The 16,308-nt window shown below is 35.6% G+C and carries 8 protein-coding genes; 7 read left to right on the top strand and 1 reads right to left on the bottom strand.

Features of this window, described 5'->3' with window-relative positions:
• The first annotated feature begins 376 nt into the window (after nt 1–376).
• The 4 genes from GXX20_09305 to putP all read left to right on the top strand — a co-directional run bounded on the left by GXX20_09305 (nt 377) and on the right by putP (nt 5,564).
• The gene (locus GXX20_09305; protein ID HHW31851.1) at nt 377–856 is read left to right on the top strand and encodes a hypothetical protein; all 480 of its coding nucleotides are present in this window, start codon (nt 377–379) and stop codon (nt 854–856) included.
• Nucleotides 857–991: 135 nt separating this feature from the next.
• Nucleotides 992–2,047, top strand: coding sequence for a hypothetical protein (locus tag GXX20_09300; GenBank protein ID HHW31850.1), 1,056 nt, complete (start codon nt 992–994; stop codon nt 2,045–2,047).
• 401 nt (nt 2,048–2,448) lie between these two features.
• Nucleotides 2,449–3,822 (top strand): hypothetical protein, encoded by a 1,374-nt coding sequence (locus tag GXX20_09295; GenBank protein HHW31849.1) that lies wholly within the window; start codon nt 2,449–2,451, stop codon nt 3,820–3,822.
• A gap of 179 nt (nt 3,823–4,001) precedes the next feature.
• Nucleotides 4,002–5,564, top strand: a complete 1,563-nt coding sequence (putP, locus tag GXX20_09290; GenBank protein ID HHW31848.1) for a sodium/proline symporter PutP — start codon at nt 4,002–4,004, stop codon at nt 5,562–5,564.
• 117 nt (nt 5,565–5,681) lie between these two features.
• Here putP and GXX20_09285 read toward each other — a convergent pair whose 3' ends face one another.
• The gene (locus tag GXX20_09285) at nt 5,682–6,389 is read right to left on the bottom strand and encodes a phospholipase (protein HHW31847.1); all 708 of its coding nucleotides are present in this window, start codon (nt 6,387–6,389) and stop codon (nt 5,682–5,684) included.
• A gap of 246 nt (nt 6,390–6,635) precedes the next feature.
• Here GXX20_09285 and GXX20_09280 point away from each other — a divergent pair, with 246 nt between their 5' ends.
• The 3 genes from GXX20_09280 to GXX20_09270 form a co-directional block, all read left to right on the top strand.
• On the top strand, nt 6,636–8,006 hold the full coding sequence (locus GXX20_09280; GenBank protein ID HHW31846.1) for an MATE family efflux transporter: 1,371 nt from the start codon (nt 6,636–6,638) through the stop codon (nt 8,004–8,006).
• Between the two features lie 140 nt (nt 8,007–8,146).
• Nucleotides 8,147–9,169: a spore photoproduct lyase gene (gene splB, locus GXX20_09275; GenBank protein ID HHW31845.1), complete on the top strand. Its 1,023-nt coding sequence runs from the start codon at nt 8,147–8,149 to the stop codon at nt 9,167–9,169.
• Between the two features lie 232 nt (nt 9,170–9,401).
• A partial coding sequence (locus GXX20_09270; GenBank protein ID HHW31844.1) for an InlB B-repeat-containing protein occupies nt 9,402–16,308 on the top strand: 6,907 nt, incomplete at its 3' end.

The raw sequence follows: 16,308 nt of genomic DNA, 5'->3' as shown, positions 1-16,308 counted from the left end.
TCACGATCCCTTTCGTTTGGTTTCTTGTCAATTCTCAAACTACAGGAAAATCGTGATTATGGGAAGACCTATTTTGGGTTCTTCCCATATTTTTATTTAATTTGCCTACGATAATTTTACTCTAAGTATATTATCTATGAGTTTATGATTTCTCCAATATATTTTATTGACATGAGGTAAAAAATAATATATGATATATTTAGTTAATTACTAAATTACTAAATTAGTAGATCATAAACTTTAATGTAACTTAGAATTATATTTGTTAGATATATATTTGGTTAGATATCAGAAGAGTGTTCAATATTATTTCATATGAACACTCAAATAGTATATCAGGAGTTATCTAGAATTAGAAAGGGATTAGGTGAAAATTATGAAAATACCGACAACATTAAAACATAAGCCCGTTATCGTATCTGAAAACTACGAAAATATTGATGGCAGATATGCTTATAATTCAGACGCAAAAGGCCTATCTCTAGGATTAGCTCAATGGAATGACAGAGGTAAGGTTGACATTTCAGCTAAGGTATGGAGATATACAGGGGAAAAATGGTCAAGACAGTCAGAAGAACTGCCTCTTCACCGGGTTATTGATCTTGCCATCCTTATTTGCAGGTCGGTTCAGCATTTCAGGGAGGCTTACCGCTACGAGAAGTTATATAATACAGAAAATCCTGTTATTGACCGGATTGGCCTTCAGGGAGATGCTATGACAGTAGCTGTCTGTACTGATAATGAAATGATTGATGAAGACATTAAACTATTCAGGCAGGCACTAAGTAATGATGATGAGCTTATTGGGGAAAGATTGAAAACTTTGTCGAGAATATTAAGGGAAATGGGATATTAATATATCATGAGATATAAATATATTATGAGATATTAATATATTTTAATTCTGTTTGTCATATCGGGAATATATCTAATACCTTTGTTATATGAATATATTAAACAACGTGAGAATCATATAATAAGAGGATATTAGATGACTAAAAAAAATAATGTCTCAACATTCAAGGTAGCAGCAACATATATAGGTACTGTTATAGGTGCAGGATTTGCTTCAGGCCAGGAGATATTGCAGTTTTTTTCAGTATTCAGGGAAAAAGGGCTGATGGGACTTGTGGCCGTAACGGTTATGTTCATCCTGTTTGGTTATATAGTTATGGATTTTGGAAGAAAGCTTGGTTCCACATCTCATCTTGAGATTATTAGATTTACCGGAGGAAGGTTTTTTGGAACTATTGCAGATTATATTATATCTTTCTTTTTGTTCGGGTCTCTTACCGCTATGATTGCAGGTGCGGGAGCCATGGCAGCCCAGGAGTTTCATATTCCTGCTGCCTGGGGAAATTTTTTCATGGCCGCTATTACTTGTGTAACAGTACTTACAGGCATAAATGGCGTTATTAATTCAATAAGTTTCATTGTCCCATTCCTAATAATGGCTGTTCTGGGGGTAAGTATAGGTTCTTTTTTTACTCTGCCCGAGAATGCGGGAACAGTGTATGCGCAAATAGTTCCTGACAATGAGCTTATCAAAAACTGGTTTTGGTCTGCTATATTATATACATCATATAATATAGTCCTTTCAATAGCTGTTCTTGCGCCTTTGGGATCAGAAGCAAATGACATGAAGTCAATACGAAATGGTGCAATACTTGGAGGTCTTGGCTTAGGTTTGGGTGCTTTGGCAATAAATATTGCAATAACAAGGAACATTAATAATGTAATAGATATCGAAGTACCTATGGCTTATATTGCCGGTCAGATTTCACAAGTAGTAAAAGTTGTTTATATTGCAGTGCTCCTTGCTGAAATATATACTACAGCAGTAGGAAGCCTTTATGGATTTACTGCACGCATTACTGATATAAAAGATATATACGGAAAACTGATAGTTATTGAGATAACTATACTTTCTTTTATAGCAAGTCAATTTGGATTCTCAAATCTTGTGAAGTATTTGTATCCTGTCATTGGATATGGAGGAATTATCATACTGGCATGCCTTTTATACAAGAAAATAAAGATAAAGTGAATATTATTCAAAGGAAATTTAGGTTCTATATCGAATATTAAATAGAGTATTAATATTTCTTTATAAATTAAGTCATTGTGCTAACTTTTTAAAGGCGTATGCGTTATTTAGTAATAACATGAGCTCTGCCAAAGCTCCCTGCACATTTGCCATCCAAGTTCAAGCTGAAGGGCTTGCGGCATCATTGCCGCAAATTACGCATTTTTTTATGTTCTAAACATAACTAGCAATAAAACACACTCATATGTTATTTTCATAAATAATGCATATACCCTAACCTAGCGCAGTAGGTTAATTTATGTTATAAGAGGATACAACTCAGATAGTTTTGATTACACTTAATTGTGTCAAGAGATGTATTTTTATAGGCAGTATACTTTGATTTTATAGGAGGGGGAAAAATGAATTGTTTAAACATCAATAATGGATTGAAAGTAGGTATTATAACGGTAGCGCACTTGAGAGAACCTTCCGAGGCAGCAAGGAAAATCATTGAAGACTGTAATAAGGCTGTAAAAGATTATGGATGTGATGTTATCTATAACAACAAAATTCTGACAAGTAATACCGAGGTAAGGGAAAGTCTTATTGAATTGAAGGTTTCCAATGTTGACGCCATAATAGCTATAGTAACCAATTGGGTGGAACCTCCCACACTTGTACAACCGTTGTCAGAGATCGGGAATATACCATTAATATTATGGGGTTTTCCTGAAACCGATTATTATCTTGACCAGGGAATATTCTTCGGGTCTTCCTCCGCTGCGGCGGTTATTAAAAGTGCCTTTGAACAGATGAATTATAAGTTCCAGTATATTATGGGCATGCCTGAGGAACCGGCTTCAAGGAAAAGGCTTGAAACAGCTTTAGATAATATCAGGGTAACTTCCAGGTTAAAAAGATCAAAGATCGGTTTAATTGGATATAATTCTATGGGAATCTATACTGCAACTTTTGACCAGCTGGGATTAAAGAAGCATTTTGGAATTGAGATTGATAATAGAGCGGATTCATATATTGTTGTAAAGATGATGGAAGAAATAAAAGAAGATGAAATTGAAGAAGTACGCAAAAGATTTGATAAAGGGTATGTATTTGCGGAAGACACCAAACAGTCTTTGGAGCTTTCCTTGAAAATGTACCTGGCTTTAAAGAAACTTGTTAAGGAAGGGGAGTGGGATGCCCTTTCTGTAAAGTGCCAGCATGAATTCACCAGTTATCTAAGATGCGCTGCCTGTCTGCCTTTATCCATGCTTACAGATGAAGGCGTAATGTGCAGTGATGAAGGGGATATCCATGCAGCAGTAACAATGCTTATAATGAGAAATATATCTGATGCTGTACTTTTCTTTGGGGACATATACCCTTACAACCATAGGAGCCTTCTTATGAGCCACTGCGGATTGGTTCCTCATTCCTGCCATGATAATAGCTGTGATATTGTGTTAAATCCAATGTCTCCGAGAATAAGCAAGGATGGTATAAATACAGGAGGGATAGTAAGTACTTTAAGATACAAGTCAGGAAAAGTAACCCTGGCCCGGTTGGAAGGAAGAGGAGCCGGAAGTTATGCAATGCATATTCTTGAGGGAACTGCTTATCCGGTAAAATCAATAGGCAGTAATTATTCAACAGTTGAAATAAGGCTTGACAGCCAGATGGATTATGATAGTTTTGTCCGCAACCAGATTTCAAATCATTATATTATGATTTATGATGAAATAGAAGATAAACTCAGAAAATATTGCAGATATAATCGTATTATGGTGCTATAGCATGATGATAGAGAATTTTTTGTCTGAAGAAATTATGTTATCTTTGTGCGTTTAATAAAAAAATAAAATATATCCTAGACATAAAGCACTTTAGTGATGTACAATTGTATAAATATGCATTGTAAAATTATAAATGCTAATACCAAATTAAGTTGTTCAATTATTAAGGGGGAGAAGATATGGATGCAGGTAGTGTACAGATTTTCATTGCAATGACCTTATACATAGCTGTAGTAATAGCTATAGGAATTTACTATGCAAAGAGAGCCAGTGAAAGCAGCGGTAATTTTCTAATTGGCGGCAGATCATTGGGGCCTTGGGTTACTGCCATGGCTGCTGAGGCTTCGGATATGAGCGGTTGGCTGCTGATGGGACTTCCCGGCGTTGCCTATTGGTATGGCTTAAGTGATGCGGCCTGGACAGCAATTGGTTTGGCTATAGGTACATATTTAAATTGGCTGTTGGTGGCTAAAAGGCTTCGCAATTATTCACATATTGCCTATGATTCAATTACTATTCCTGATTTTTTCAGTAACAGGTTTAAAGAGGACAAAAAGGTAATTCTGACAATATCTGCGCTTTTCATTTTGGTATTTTTTAGCGTGTATGCGGCAAGTTGTTTTGTTACTGTAGGAAAACTTTTTAGTACTCTGTTCGGAACCAGCTATATAAGCATGATGATTTTAGGTGCAATATTTGTGGTTGCTTATACCTTTGTTGGAGGATTTTTAGCTGAAAGTGCCTCGGACTTTATGCAGGGGTTGATAATGGTCTTCGCTTTGGCTGCTGTATTTATAACCGGTATATGGAAAGCAGGAGGAATATCAGCAATCATCGAGAATGCAAAACAAATACCGGGATTTTTAGAATTTTTCGGAATTGCCCAACCGAAAATCGTAGATGGTATTCAGCAAATCGGGGAAAATGGAAAACCACTATTTGACCAGGCAGGGAAATATGGCTTTCTGACTATTATTTCTACGATGTCCTGGGGTTTAGGATATTTTGGCATGCCTCAGGTTTTACTAAAGTTCATGGCAATCAAAGATCCGAATAATCTCAAAATGTCCAGAAGAATTGCAACTGTATGGGTTATAATTTCACTTGCTGCTTCAGTTGCAATAGGTATAATAGGTAGGGTGCTATTCCCTGATACCTACCTCACACAAGGTTCAGCTGAAAATATTTTTATATTAATGTCCAGAAGTTTCTTCTTCCCGTTGTTGGCAGGTATTGTAATGGCAGGTATACTGGCAGCCACCATAAGTTCATCGGATTCATATCTGCTTATTGCAGCATCATCATTTTCAAAGAATATTTATCATGGAATTATGAAAAAGGATGCCAGTGATAAACAGGTTTTACGGCTGACCAGAATCACTTTAATAGTAATATCCATAATTGCTATGATAATTGCTATGGATGAAAACAGTGTAATTTTTACTGTAGTATCTTTTGCATGGGCAGGATTTGGTGCCACCTTCGGACCAATAATGCTTTTCTCGTTATTCTGGAAGAGAACTACCAGGTCAGGGGCAATTGCAGGAATGCTTGCAGGAGGAGGAATGGTCTTTATCTGGAAACTGTTTATTAAGCCATTGGGTGGAATGTTTGGAATTTATGAACTTTTCCCTGCATTTGTAATATCCTGTATTGCTATAGTAATAGTTTCCTTATTATCACGAGAACCATCCAAGGAGATACAGGATGAGTTTGAACTGGTAAAGAATTATACAGCTTGAGTTTGCTTTATGTGGCAAGGAATCTTTTCCTTGCCACATGGTAATTTCCCATTGAATTTCCAAATTAATTAAATCTATTGAGAATTAATTGAATTTATTAATTGAATTCTTGTTCCTTTATCGTTTGAGAGCGGATATATCACTGTAAAACATAACCATTGCGCCTGCAGTGGTTCTTTTTGCAAGAGGGAGTGAACATCTGGTTACAAGAAAAAATCTGTCCTCATCCTTTTGGACCGGTTTGAATTTTTTATAGATTTTAATAGCAACTCTGGAGTTAAATTTTATGTATTTTTCAATTGAGTCTAACAAGTAAGATCCTTTATCTACATTAAAATCACTTAATTTTTTAAATGTATACTTCACATAGTTCTCATACTGGCGATGATTGTCCAATAGGCGAATATTGGCATGTTGGGGAATGGTCATATCCTGGATAATATGAAGAGCCGCACCCAGATAGAACATTGATTTATTAAACTCACCGTTTTTCCACAGATTAATGGCTTTTGAATAATAATCAACTCCTAAATCCATTGCGCTTTTTCTTCCGTAAAGCCCTCTTTTTTTATCAGGGTTATAAAAATGGTTTGTGCTTTTATAATCCTGGTCTGCCCATACTGTACCCTTGTTAATTTCTGAGATGTAATGTTTAAAAAAGTTGTATTCATTTAAATATTTATCATTTCTTAAAATATCCAAGGCAGAAGTATTGATAAATTTATGGACTTCGCAATGTGTTTTAACTATTGATTTTTTAATAGGGTTTGTAATGCCAAACACTATTTTCAAAGAATGGTCATATATGGTTTCTAAAATACTTATTTTACCACCTTCTTAAAATAAGAATCATTAATTTATTGATTTATAGATAGTATAGGAAACCGAGGGCAAAATTACTCATAATATTTGTATAAACTCATGTGGAATCCAAAAGAAAATACCGTGAATCGCTACGCCTGTTAGCTTGATTTACATAACTCACAACATAGTGTAAAATGAATATTCAGGCTTATAAATTGTCTGTTTTCCATATATTGACACAGACTGCAACTTGTGGGGAGGAACAACATGTTTAAGACGGGACAAGCACTTAATGGTATTTTTCATGATAAAGAGTTTTATTTTAAAATGTTAAAATTATCGCTGCCGGTAATGATTCAAAATTTAATATTATCTTTCTTAAATATGATAGATACTGTAATGGTGGGAAAACTAGGAGAGACTGAGATTGCTGCAGTCGGAATTGCAAATCAATATTTCTTTTTCTTTAATATGTTTTTGATAGGGGTATGCGCCGGATGCAGTGTATTTATAGCTCAATACTGGGGAAAAAGAGATATAACCAATATAAAAAGGATACTGGGAGTAGGACTGGTATCTACCACTGTTGTTTCCTTAGCATTTATGATTTTAGGATTCTTTAAACCTCAAGAAATTATTGCTTTATTTAATAAGGATAGTGAAGTTATTGATTTGGGCAGCAGATATTTAAAAGTTGTATTGGCAAGTTATATATTTACAGGAATAACATTTATGTATAATTTCTCATTAAGATCCGTTGGAAATGCGGTCCAACCAATGGTAATTAGCTTTATAGCCCTGCTATGCAATGCTTTCTTAAATTATGTATTTATATTCGGCAAATTTGGAGCACCGGTTATGGGAGTTGGCGGAGCTGCTCTTGCTACTGTAATTGCCAGAGTGATTGAAACAACAGTACTTGTTGTATCTATTTATTATAGCAGAGGAGTATTGGCTGCTTCAATTAAAGAACTAACTGATATTAATTTAAATTATATAAAAAGAGCATATCAAACAATATTACCGGTTATACTTAATGATACATGCTGGGGGCTGGCAAGCCTTGTTTATTCTGCAGTTTATGGGAGAATGGGCACCCAGGCGGTTGCCTCTATACAAATTTGCAATACTATTTTTAATCTGTTTATGGTTGCAGCCTTTGGGTTGTCCAGCGCTACTGCGGTTATGGTGGGGAATAGTATAGGAGCGGGGGAGGAGGAACTCGGCAGGGATTATGCCAGGAGGTATATCATACTTTCTGTATTAGTGGGAGTTTTGTTGGGTTTATCTATTGCTGTAGCTTCGCCCTTGATGCTTGGCTTTTTTAATGTTTCAGAAACAGTAAAAAGGTCTTCCCAGGCTATTTTATATATTTCATCCGTAACATTTTTTATTAGAGTGCTGGATGTTATCCTTATTGTTGGGATTTTACGTGGAGGCGGCGATGCCACACGGGCACTCATAATAGAAGGAGCTACCATGTGGTTTATTGGTGTCCCTTTATCTATTATAGGAGCTTTTGTTTTGAGGCTCCCGGTTCATGGAGTTTATGCATTAACTATACTTGAGGAAATAGCCAAATGTATACTAAGTATTATGAGGGTAAAATCAGGCAAGTGGATCAATGATGTAACTTAAACATTAATCATCATTAATTATATTAATCCTGTGCATAATAAACTAGTAATCACTGACTAATCACTGAGAAAGGAGAAAATAAATCAGCTTGCTTTGTATTTTTTTAAAAAAGTAATTTGCTGGTTTAGTATGCAGGATATATGTTTATACCAAAAAGAATCATATTTGAAAAGGACGCATTTGAATATGATATGGCCAAAGATATTTATGACAAATTTAAGGATAAGCCCGGAACCGAAATTATACGCTTAACTTCCAACAGGTTTAAAGAACATATTCCTGGTGAGGATTTATATTCCAAGTACAGGGAAGGAAAAAGAACATTAATTGTTGGAGTCAGAAAAGGCCTGAAATTTCAAACGTGCAAACCATCAGCCCACTATCAGCTTCCATTGGTATCAGGATGCATGGGCCAATGTGAATATTGCTACTTAAATAATATGTTAGGAGACAAGCCTTTCACAAAAGTTTATGCGAATATTGATGATATTCTTGACCAGGCTGAAAAGTATATTGAAGAAAGATTACCTGGCATAACTATATTTGAAGGAGCTGCCACATCCGATCCGGTACCTGTGGAACCTTATACTCATTCCTTGGAAAAGGCCATAAATTTTTTCAGTAAAACTGAAAATGGCAGGTTTAGATTTGTGACAAAATATAATGATATAGATTCTCTTCTTAATATTGAACATAATTATCATACAGAAATAAGGTTTAGTATCAATACTTCTGCAATAATAAATAAATATGAGAAAATTACCGCATCCCGTGATAAAAGGATAGAGGCAAGTATGAAAGCAGCTCAGGCAGGATATCCTGTAGGATTTTTAATTGCGCCGGTATTAATTTATCCTAACTGGAAAGAGGAGTACCTTGATCTTTTGATCCGGTTAAGAGATAAACTGCCTGATAATTTAAAATTTCCCGTGACCTTTGAGGTTATATCCCATCGGTATACTACAACTGCTAAAAACAGTATTCTGCAGATATTTCCTGAAACTGACCTCCCAATGGAAAATGAATACCGTATGTTTAAATATGGACAATTTGGCTATGGGAAGTATGTATATTCGAATGAAAGCATAAATGAAATCAAGCAATTTTTTACAGAAAAAATAGATGAACTGTTTGATAATAAGGAAGTAAAATATATTATATGAGCAAACTCGCTTGTCTTCAAATTATAAAACTTTGTAAAAAAAGTTTGTGAAATTTTTCCTATTTATTATTGTTTTTATTAAAAAGCAGTGCTATGATGGTATATGGATGTTAATTTATAACATTCCTGTAAATATTAGAAGATACATAATTTTAAACCTCAATTATCCACATCACAATCCACATCGGGTGACATGTCAGATTAGCAAATATTTTACAAAGGAGAGACTGTAAATGTATAAAAGAGGTAAAAGATTTCTTTCTCTGCTTTTTGCGTTGATCTTTATGCTATCTATGTTTGCATCCGTTGTTAATGCTGATGAGGTAGGTACAAGTGAAATTAGTTCTAATGAAGTAAATACAGATGAAGAAGGTACAAAGCTGGAAAGTGAAAATCAGGAAGAAACTGATGGGCAAAATGCCAACCAGGAAGATAAAGGTCAAGAAAGTCAAGGAAATAACGATCAGGGAACTATTGGTGAAGAAGGTACTGATGAAAAGAATATTAATGAAGAAAGTTCCGGCAAAGATAGCAATGGCGGGGAAAGTAATGATAATAATATATTTACGGTACAAAGTACCGATGAAACCACAATACCAACAAATCTTGAGAAGATCTCCAAAACTGCCAATCTTATATCAGGTTCTGGCAATCCCATAACAATTACTACTGCTAATCTTTTTGAAATAAACAACTCCTACGTTGGTACAAAAATCCTATTTGAGATATCCGGACTTGAACCTGGTGATAGCAATATATACATTGCCAGGGTAACCAGTAGTATTAATCAGAATGAAACAAGCTGGGTTATACATAGAGTATCAGATTCAGCTGGATTTTTGGATATCAATTTGTACGACCAGATAGAAGGAAAGGTAGATTATAGTATAACGATTCAAAAATCGGCTGGTCCAAGTTACGAAACAGTAGACTTTAGTATATATTTGGTACCTTCGGTCTCCCCTTCTATGACTATTGAAGAGATGAACAGTAAGGACATAATCCTTAGCCATGTTGAGTTTGAACCGTATATCGAAGTTAACCTTCCGGCAGATTTTAATCAGGAGCGCATTGATACAGTATTTAAGCTTATTAAATCAGACAGTGGCGAAGTATATGCAGTGAATGATTATAGGTATGAAAACCCTTACTTTTATTCATCTACTATCTATGACTATCGTTATAAAAAAATATTCTCTGCACTTCCTGAAGATGATTCATTGCTGTACCTGCGGTATGACATTAATATAGGTGTAGCAGAACTATACTGCGGCAGGCAGCTTGAGCCAGGGGAATACGATGTGGGTATATTTAAAAAAGAAAATGGTTCAGAGTTATTAATTATTCCTAAGGTAGTAACAGTAACAGACAAACCCTATATCCTAACACAGGCAGAGCTTGAAGAATATCCAAGAATGCAGATAGGTTCAAGAGAAATATATGCTGGAATCAGAGCCTTAGGTGAGAATATAAATTTAAACGATTATGATTTAGGGCTTTACGATAAAGAGGATAATCTTGTCGCAGAAAGTAATGGAGAATACATCCTGGAGAGTACTTATGAATATAGCGTTAACGCTGTATATAAACTTACTGTGAATCCCGGAAAGGAGATTACTTCTGGTCCTTATAAATTAAAGGTAATTACTGAAACAGACTGTTACTCTGAGGAAAGCAGTTTTGGTTTTAGCGAGTATGTTACCACCGATATTTATAAATATCTTGTGCCCAATCCCAGATATGCCAACATTGTTATGTATGGAGAGAAACTTAAACCCGGCAAGCGATATAAGGCAATTTTAAGTACTTTAAATGCTGACTATCAATATGAAACCGTAGCAGAAAAAATTGTAGTTCCTTATAATAATACTTTTGATATTGAGTTTACCGATTCAAATGGGGAAGTATTAAGTCTGGAGAATGATAAATTGTACTTTGTAGAGATTTTTAGCAAAAATGAACTTGGGGAATGGGATGTAGAAGAGTGTGAGATAAGTTTCTATAATCATATTTATGAAGAAGATGGAGGAATAGGTATACCGCAAGGAAACGACTCCTTTGGCCATTTTAATGTCAGAAAAGGAAAACTGGTAGGGTATATTTCTCTTCCAAATGATGTTGCAGCACCAATGGATTTAAGCAAGTTCAAAGTAATAGCCAGGAATATATTAGATATGGCAGCTGATAATTATGTATATCAGAACTTTGAAGTGACTAAACAAACAGGCGAAGAAATGACTAATTTTACACTGGAACAGGATGTTCTGGTTGATATGCCGGTTGGCCACTATGTTTATGAAGCCTATTATGATGGCCAGGAATTAAAGAAAGAAAACGGTAGAAATATTTGTGATGATAGGTTTTTCACACTTTATAGCAATGCACCGTTGGTTGAAGGCTTGTACTCGTATAAAAACAATCTGCTGGCAGTCAATAGCTTTTGGATAGAAAATATAGATAATGTAAGCAATGTACAGTTAAAGCTCTACAATATTGAAGGAGCAAATGTGCAGCCTGTTCATACTATTGATCTAGTGAATGAAGACGGAAGACATATAATAACAAGTGCCGAATCCGAAAACGTAAATTTCTATAAAAAATATAAAAATGCTATTTATGTAAATGGCATACCTATAGGAAATACAGGTTTTAGCTACAATTACTTCGCTCCTTTAGATATGGCACAAGATAATAATCCCTATACTATAACCATATTTGATGAAATTACAAACGGAAGCATTGAAGCGACAGTTTTGGGAGATAAAGTTACAGAGGCAACCAAGGGAACAGAAATTTACATTAAAAACAAACCTGCAGAAGGGTATCAGTTAAAACCAGGATCTATTAAAGTTAATGGTGAGCCTATTATCGGCAGAAGCTTCATACTGGGCGGAGATACTGAAATTACTGCGGAATTTGAATCTGTTCCTGACAGTGAATATACGATTACAATAGATAGCGCCAATATCTTTAATGGAACTATTTCAGTTAATACAACAGAAGCAGTCCCGGGAGAAAAGATAGAAGTCGAAGCATTCCCTTCATATGGTTTTGAATTAAAAGAGCTGAAATACATGCCTACAGATGGCGGAACTTATATTGACATAGATCTTGATACAATGTCCTTTATAATGCCGGCTGAGGATATAGTGATATGGGCTGCATTCGGATCTCCTGACAGCCATCGTGTTACAATATTATCTTCTGAGGGTGGAGAAGTTCTATGTGAAAGTTATTACGTAGAAGGAGGAGATACTGTAAACTTATACATTAATACCGTTGAAGGTTTCAAGCTGGTATCCCTTTATTATATTAATAATGTTGGAGATCGGGTAAATATTATAGGAAGCGGTACCTTATACAGCTTCACAATGCCGTCATATCCTGTAACGGTCTATGCTGAGTTTGCAGAAGTACATTCTATTACCATTGCCCCAACATCAAATGGAACTGTTTCAACAGAATATCAATATGCGGCACCAAATGAATTAATTTTTGTTACTATAGAGCCAGCTGATGGATATAGAATTAAAGATGACAAAATTTATGTAAACGGAAAATCATTCCCTGTTTCTAGCGTATCTGGCGAAGCATTTTTCCCTATGCCTGACGAAGATGTGGTTATCAGTGTTGAGTTTGAACCAATACCATTGTTTGAAACCAACAAATTGAGCCTTCGCAGCAACAGGTGGAGAATGGTCCTTACAGTTCCAGACAAACTATATGACGAAGTATACAATTTTAAAGATGATCCATTCTATACTTACATCGAGACAATTATTAAAGATAAAGATGGCAATGAAATTTTAAGAAATAAAATGAATGGAGCCACCAGGATTATTATGGAGACTCCTGAAGATAAAATATATTACTATTATCAATTATACAAAACAGCACCAATTTCACCCGGAGTTTATACAGCTGAAGTGATAATTTCAGATGAGTCTGAATCATTTGAAAGTAAACCTTCAATTAATCTGGGCAAAGGGGATATAATTTTTGGAGATTATCTGGAAGTAGAATATATTTATGCAGTTAACTATTATGGTAATGAATTAACAACCGATACCAGAAATTTCACTGTGGAAGTAGAGTTAAATCATTTGTTTACAGATCTGCCTAATTTGAAAGCCAAACTTGTAGATAAATATTTTGGGAATACAGTTGCAGAAGCACCTGAAAAACGGTATCTCTACCCTTATGGAATAACCTGGGAAGAAGCGGAATTAAATGATATTGGAGACAGAACCTATCTTGCTTTTGATTTTACCCTGACTCAACCTCTGGAAAAAAACTATATTTATGAAATAGTATTTGATTATGATACGGATGTAGTATTAGATATTTATGCAGAGAACTCTTTCTCTGTAGTTGATCAGCCAAAAGTGCTTTATGCAACTATCCTTGATGATGGAATCACCCTGAAAACTGAATGCGTCCCTGAAGGGGAATATATTGCAAGTTATTCAGAAAATGGTGAAACTATAGAGTACGACTTGATTATTGATTCGGATGGAAATGGCACTATTGATTTTGGTGAAGATATTATCAGTAAAGATATAGCTGAGTTTTACGTAAGAGAGATTGATGGATATCCTGTATATTTTACATTTCTTGCATACAGGGAAGTTCAGGAAGACACCTTACCCCATATTGATATTGAAAATTCTCTTCCATACTACTCATTGTATCCTGTAACACAAGATTTCGTTAATAATGCGCTTCCAATAAGTGAAACAGTGTCCTTCAACCTGATAGATTATTCAGGAAAGGGCAAAGTTGAACTTATTGAATCTAAACCCACAGGATCAAAAATACTTGAAACTATAGACATCTCCGATCTTGACAATGGAAGAGGCACTTTTAACAGTGCGAGGGAATATGCCTTTAGTCCAAATGCTTCCTACAAAATAAGAGTAATAAAAACTGATGGGGAAGAAATCGAGGAAATAGCATGGAATAACTTCATAATGCCTGATTTCCCCTTTATTTCTACAGGTTTAGGGTATATTCAGGAATTCTACGGAGATACATTAGTCATTCCTTATAGCGGTGCTATAAACATTACAGATTTTAACAAAGTTATGTTCTATATGCATTCAGTTGATTCTGCTGAAGAGATTACTGTGCCGGTTATAGGCATAAATGACAAAGAAATAAAACTGGATATGACCAATGCACCATCCAATGTTTTTGTATTACGTTCAGTCCATAAGGATTATAAAAACGGTGAAGACAGACCTGTTACCACTCCATATGAAATGAAATTCTATAAAGTAAACGACAATTCACCGGTTATTACTGCTATTGGTAACCAAGAGGGAATATACTATGCTACCGGCTTAAGGCTTAACAGTGCAAATACCGTTTCGGTTAAATTATTTAAGCCTGAGGACTATATACTCACTTTTGTAAAAGAGGTAGATATTACAAATATTACTGATAATAGAATAGATATTCCTCAAAGTGCTTTCTCCGGACTTGAAAATGGGAGATATATAGCCATCTATATTATCGACGGAATAGAGCAGATGTCCCAGGTAGTAGATTATACCGGGCCTGTAGCAACAGAATTTACAGTAACTTTTGTGGACCATGACGGAAGCATATTAAAAACCGAAGTTGTGCCAAGAGGTGGAAGTGCTACAGCACCTGCTGACCCAACCCGGGAAGGCTACACCTTTATCGGATGGGATAAGCCTTTTGACAATGTAACTGGAAATATTACAGTAAAGGCAGTATATGAAATTAACAAGTATACAGTAACTTTCATAGACTGGGATGGCACAGTAATTAAAACCCAGGAAGTAGAATATGGAAAAGGTGCCACAGCCCCTGAAGAAGATCCTACCCGTGAAGGATACACGTTTAAAGGATGGGATAGGCCTTTTGACAATATAACCGGAAATATTACAGTTAAGGCATTATACCAGATAAACAAATACACAGTAACCTTCTTAGACTGGGATGATACGGTACTTAAAACCCAGGAGGTAGAATATGGGAAAGGAGCTACAGCTCCTGTTTCGCCGGCCCGAGAAGGTTACACCTTTAAAGGATGGGATACAGATTTCAACAGGGTAACCGGAAATCTCACAGTAAGAGCAATATATGAAGCAAATAAACTTTCCGTGTACTTTAACTCCATGGGCGGAAGCAAAGTAGATCCAATCGCAGAAATAAACTATGACAGCACAATTCCGGAGCCAAATCCTCCAACCCGTGAAGGATACGACTTTGCCGGATGGTATAAGGATTTCCAATTAACTCAACAGTGGAATTTTGAAACAGATGTAGTAAAGACTAATATAACTCTCTATGCAAAATGGGTTGCAAAGAGCTACAGCATTACTGTAAGCGGCAGTATCACAGGAGGTACAATTATTGCTCCTGAAACTGCTAGAGAAGGGGAACCCGTAACCTTAACAATTGAACCTGAAGGAAGCAATATATTAAAATCCATCTGGTGGACTGCTGCAGGAGCTTTCGCCAATGAAATAAATATTGTTTCAAATAATAAAGCAGTGTTTAAAATGCCAAGTAGAGATATAGAAATAAATGCCACATTTAATGAGATGGCAACACTCTATGTACAAGTAAGCAAAGCTGAATCACCTTACTCAGTAGAAGTGTTCAGTGTGGATCCGTACTTCAGCGGATACAGGTGGATAACAGCCGGAACTCTGGAAACCACATTCATTGTACCAAAGGGAACAAATTACTTTGTATATATATCTATGGGAGAAAATGAAGACTGGTACTGGGAGAGCAAGACAGTAAATACGGTTACTACAGATACGGTTTCATTCACAATACCTGTTACCTACTCAATATCTGGAAAGATAACATGTACTAACGGAAATATTGATAATATATATGATTTTTACCTCTATGCCCGATCAGGAAATATATACAGATATGCTTACATTGATGACAACGGAAATTATGAAATAAAAGGGCTGGCTTCCGGAACTTATACGGTAGGTATTGAAAACTGGAGCGGCAAATATGCCGGAGTACTGACCCAAGAAGTAACAATAGCCGGCGAGGACGTGCATGATATTAACTTCTCAATAGCAAAGGGAGCAGACCTGAGAGTCAACCTGTCAAAAACTAATGGTACACCTGCATTTATGGCAT

This window comes from Clostridiaceae bacterium (assembly GCA_012840395.1).
Classification (GTDB): Bacteria; Bacillota; Clostridia; order Acetivibrionales; family DULL01; genus DULL01.
The sequence above is the reverse complement of the archived record's forward strand: the minus strand, read 5'-3'. Positions and strand labels throughout refer to the sequence as shown.

Bases quoted from the DNA above. Each gene is read 5' to 3' on its own strand.
- GXX20_09305 (HHW31851.1), top strand. From the start codon at position 377: ATGAAAATACCGACAACATTAAAACATAAGCCCGTTATCGTATCTGAA.
- GXX20_09300 (HHW31850.1), top strand. From the start codon at position 992: ATGACTAAAAAAAATAATGTCTCAACATTCAAGGTAGCAGCAACATAT.
- GXX20_09295 (HHW31849.1), top strand. From the start codon at position 2,449: ATGAATTGTTTAAACATCAATAATGGATTGAAAGTAGGTATTATAACG.
- putP (HHW31848.1), top strand. From the start codon at position 4,002: ATGGATGCAGGTAGTGTACAGATTTTCATTGCAATGACCTTATACATA.
- GXX20_09280 (HHW31846.1), top strand. From the start codon at position 6,636: ATGTTTAAGACGGGACAAGCACTTAATGGTATTTTTCATGATAAAGAG.
- splB (HHW31845.1), top strand. From the start codon at position 8,147: ATGTTTATACCAAAAAGAATCATATTTGAAAAGGACGCATTTGAATAT.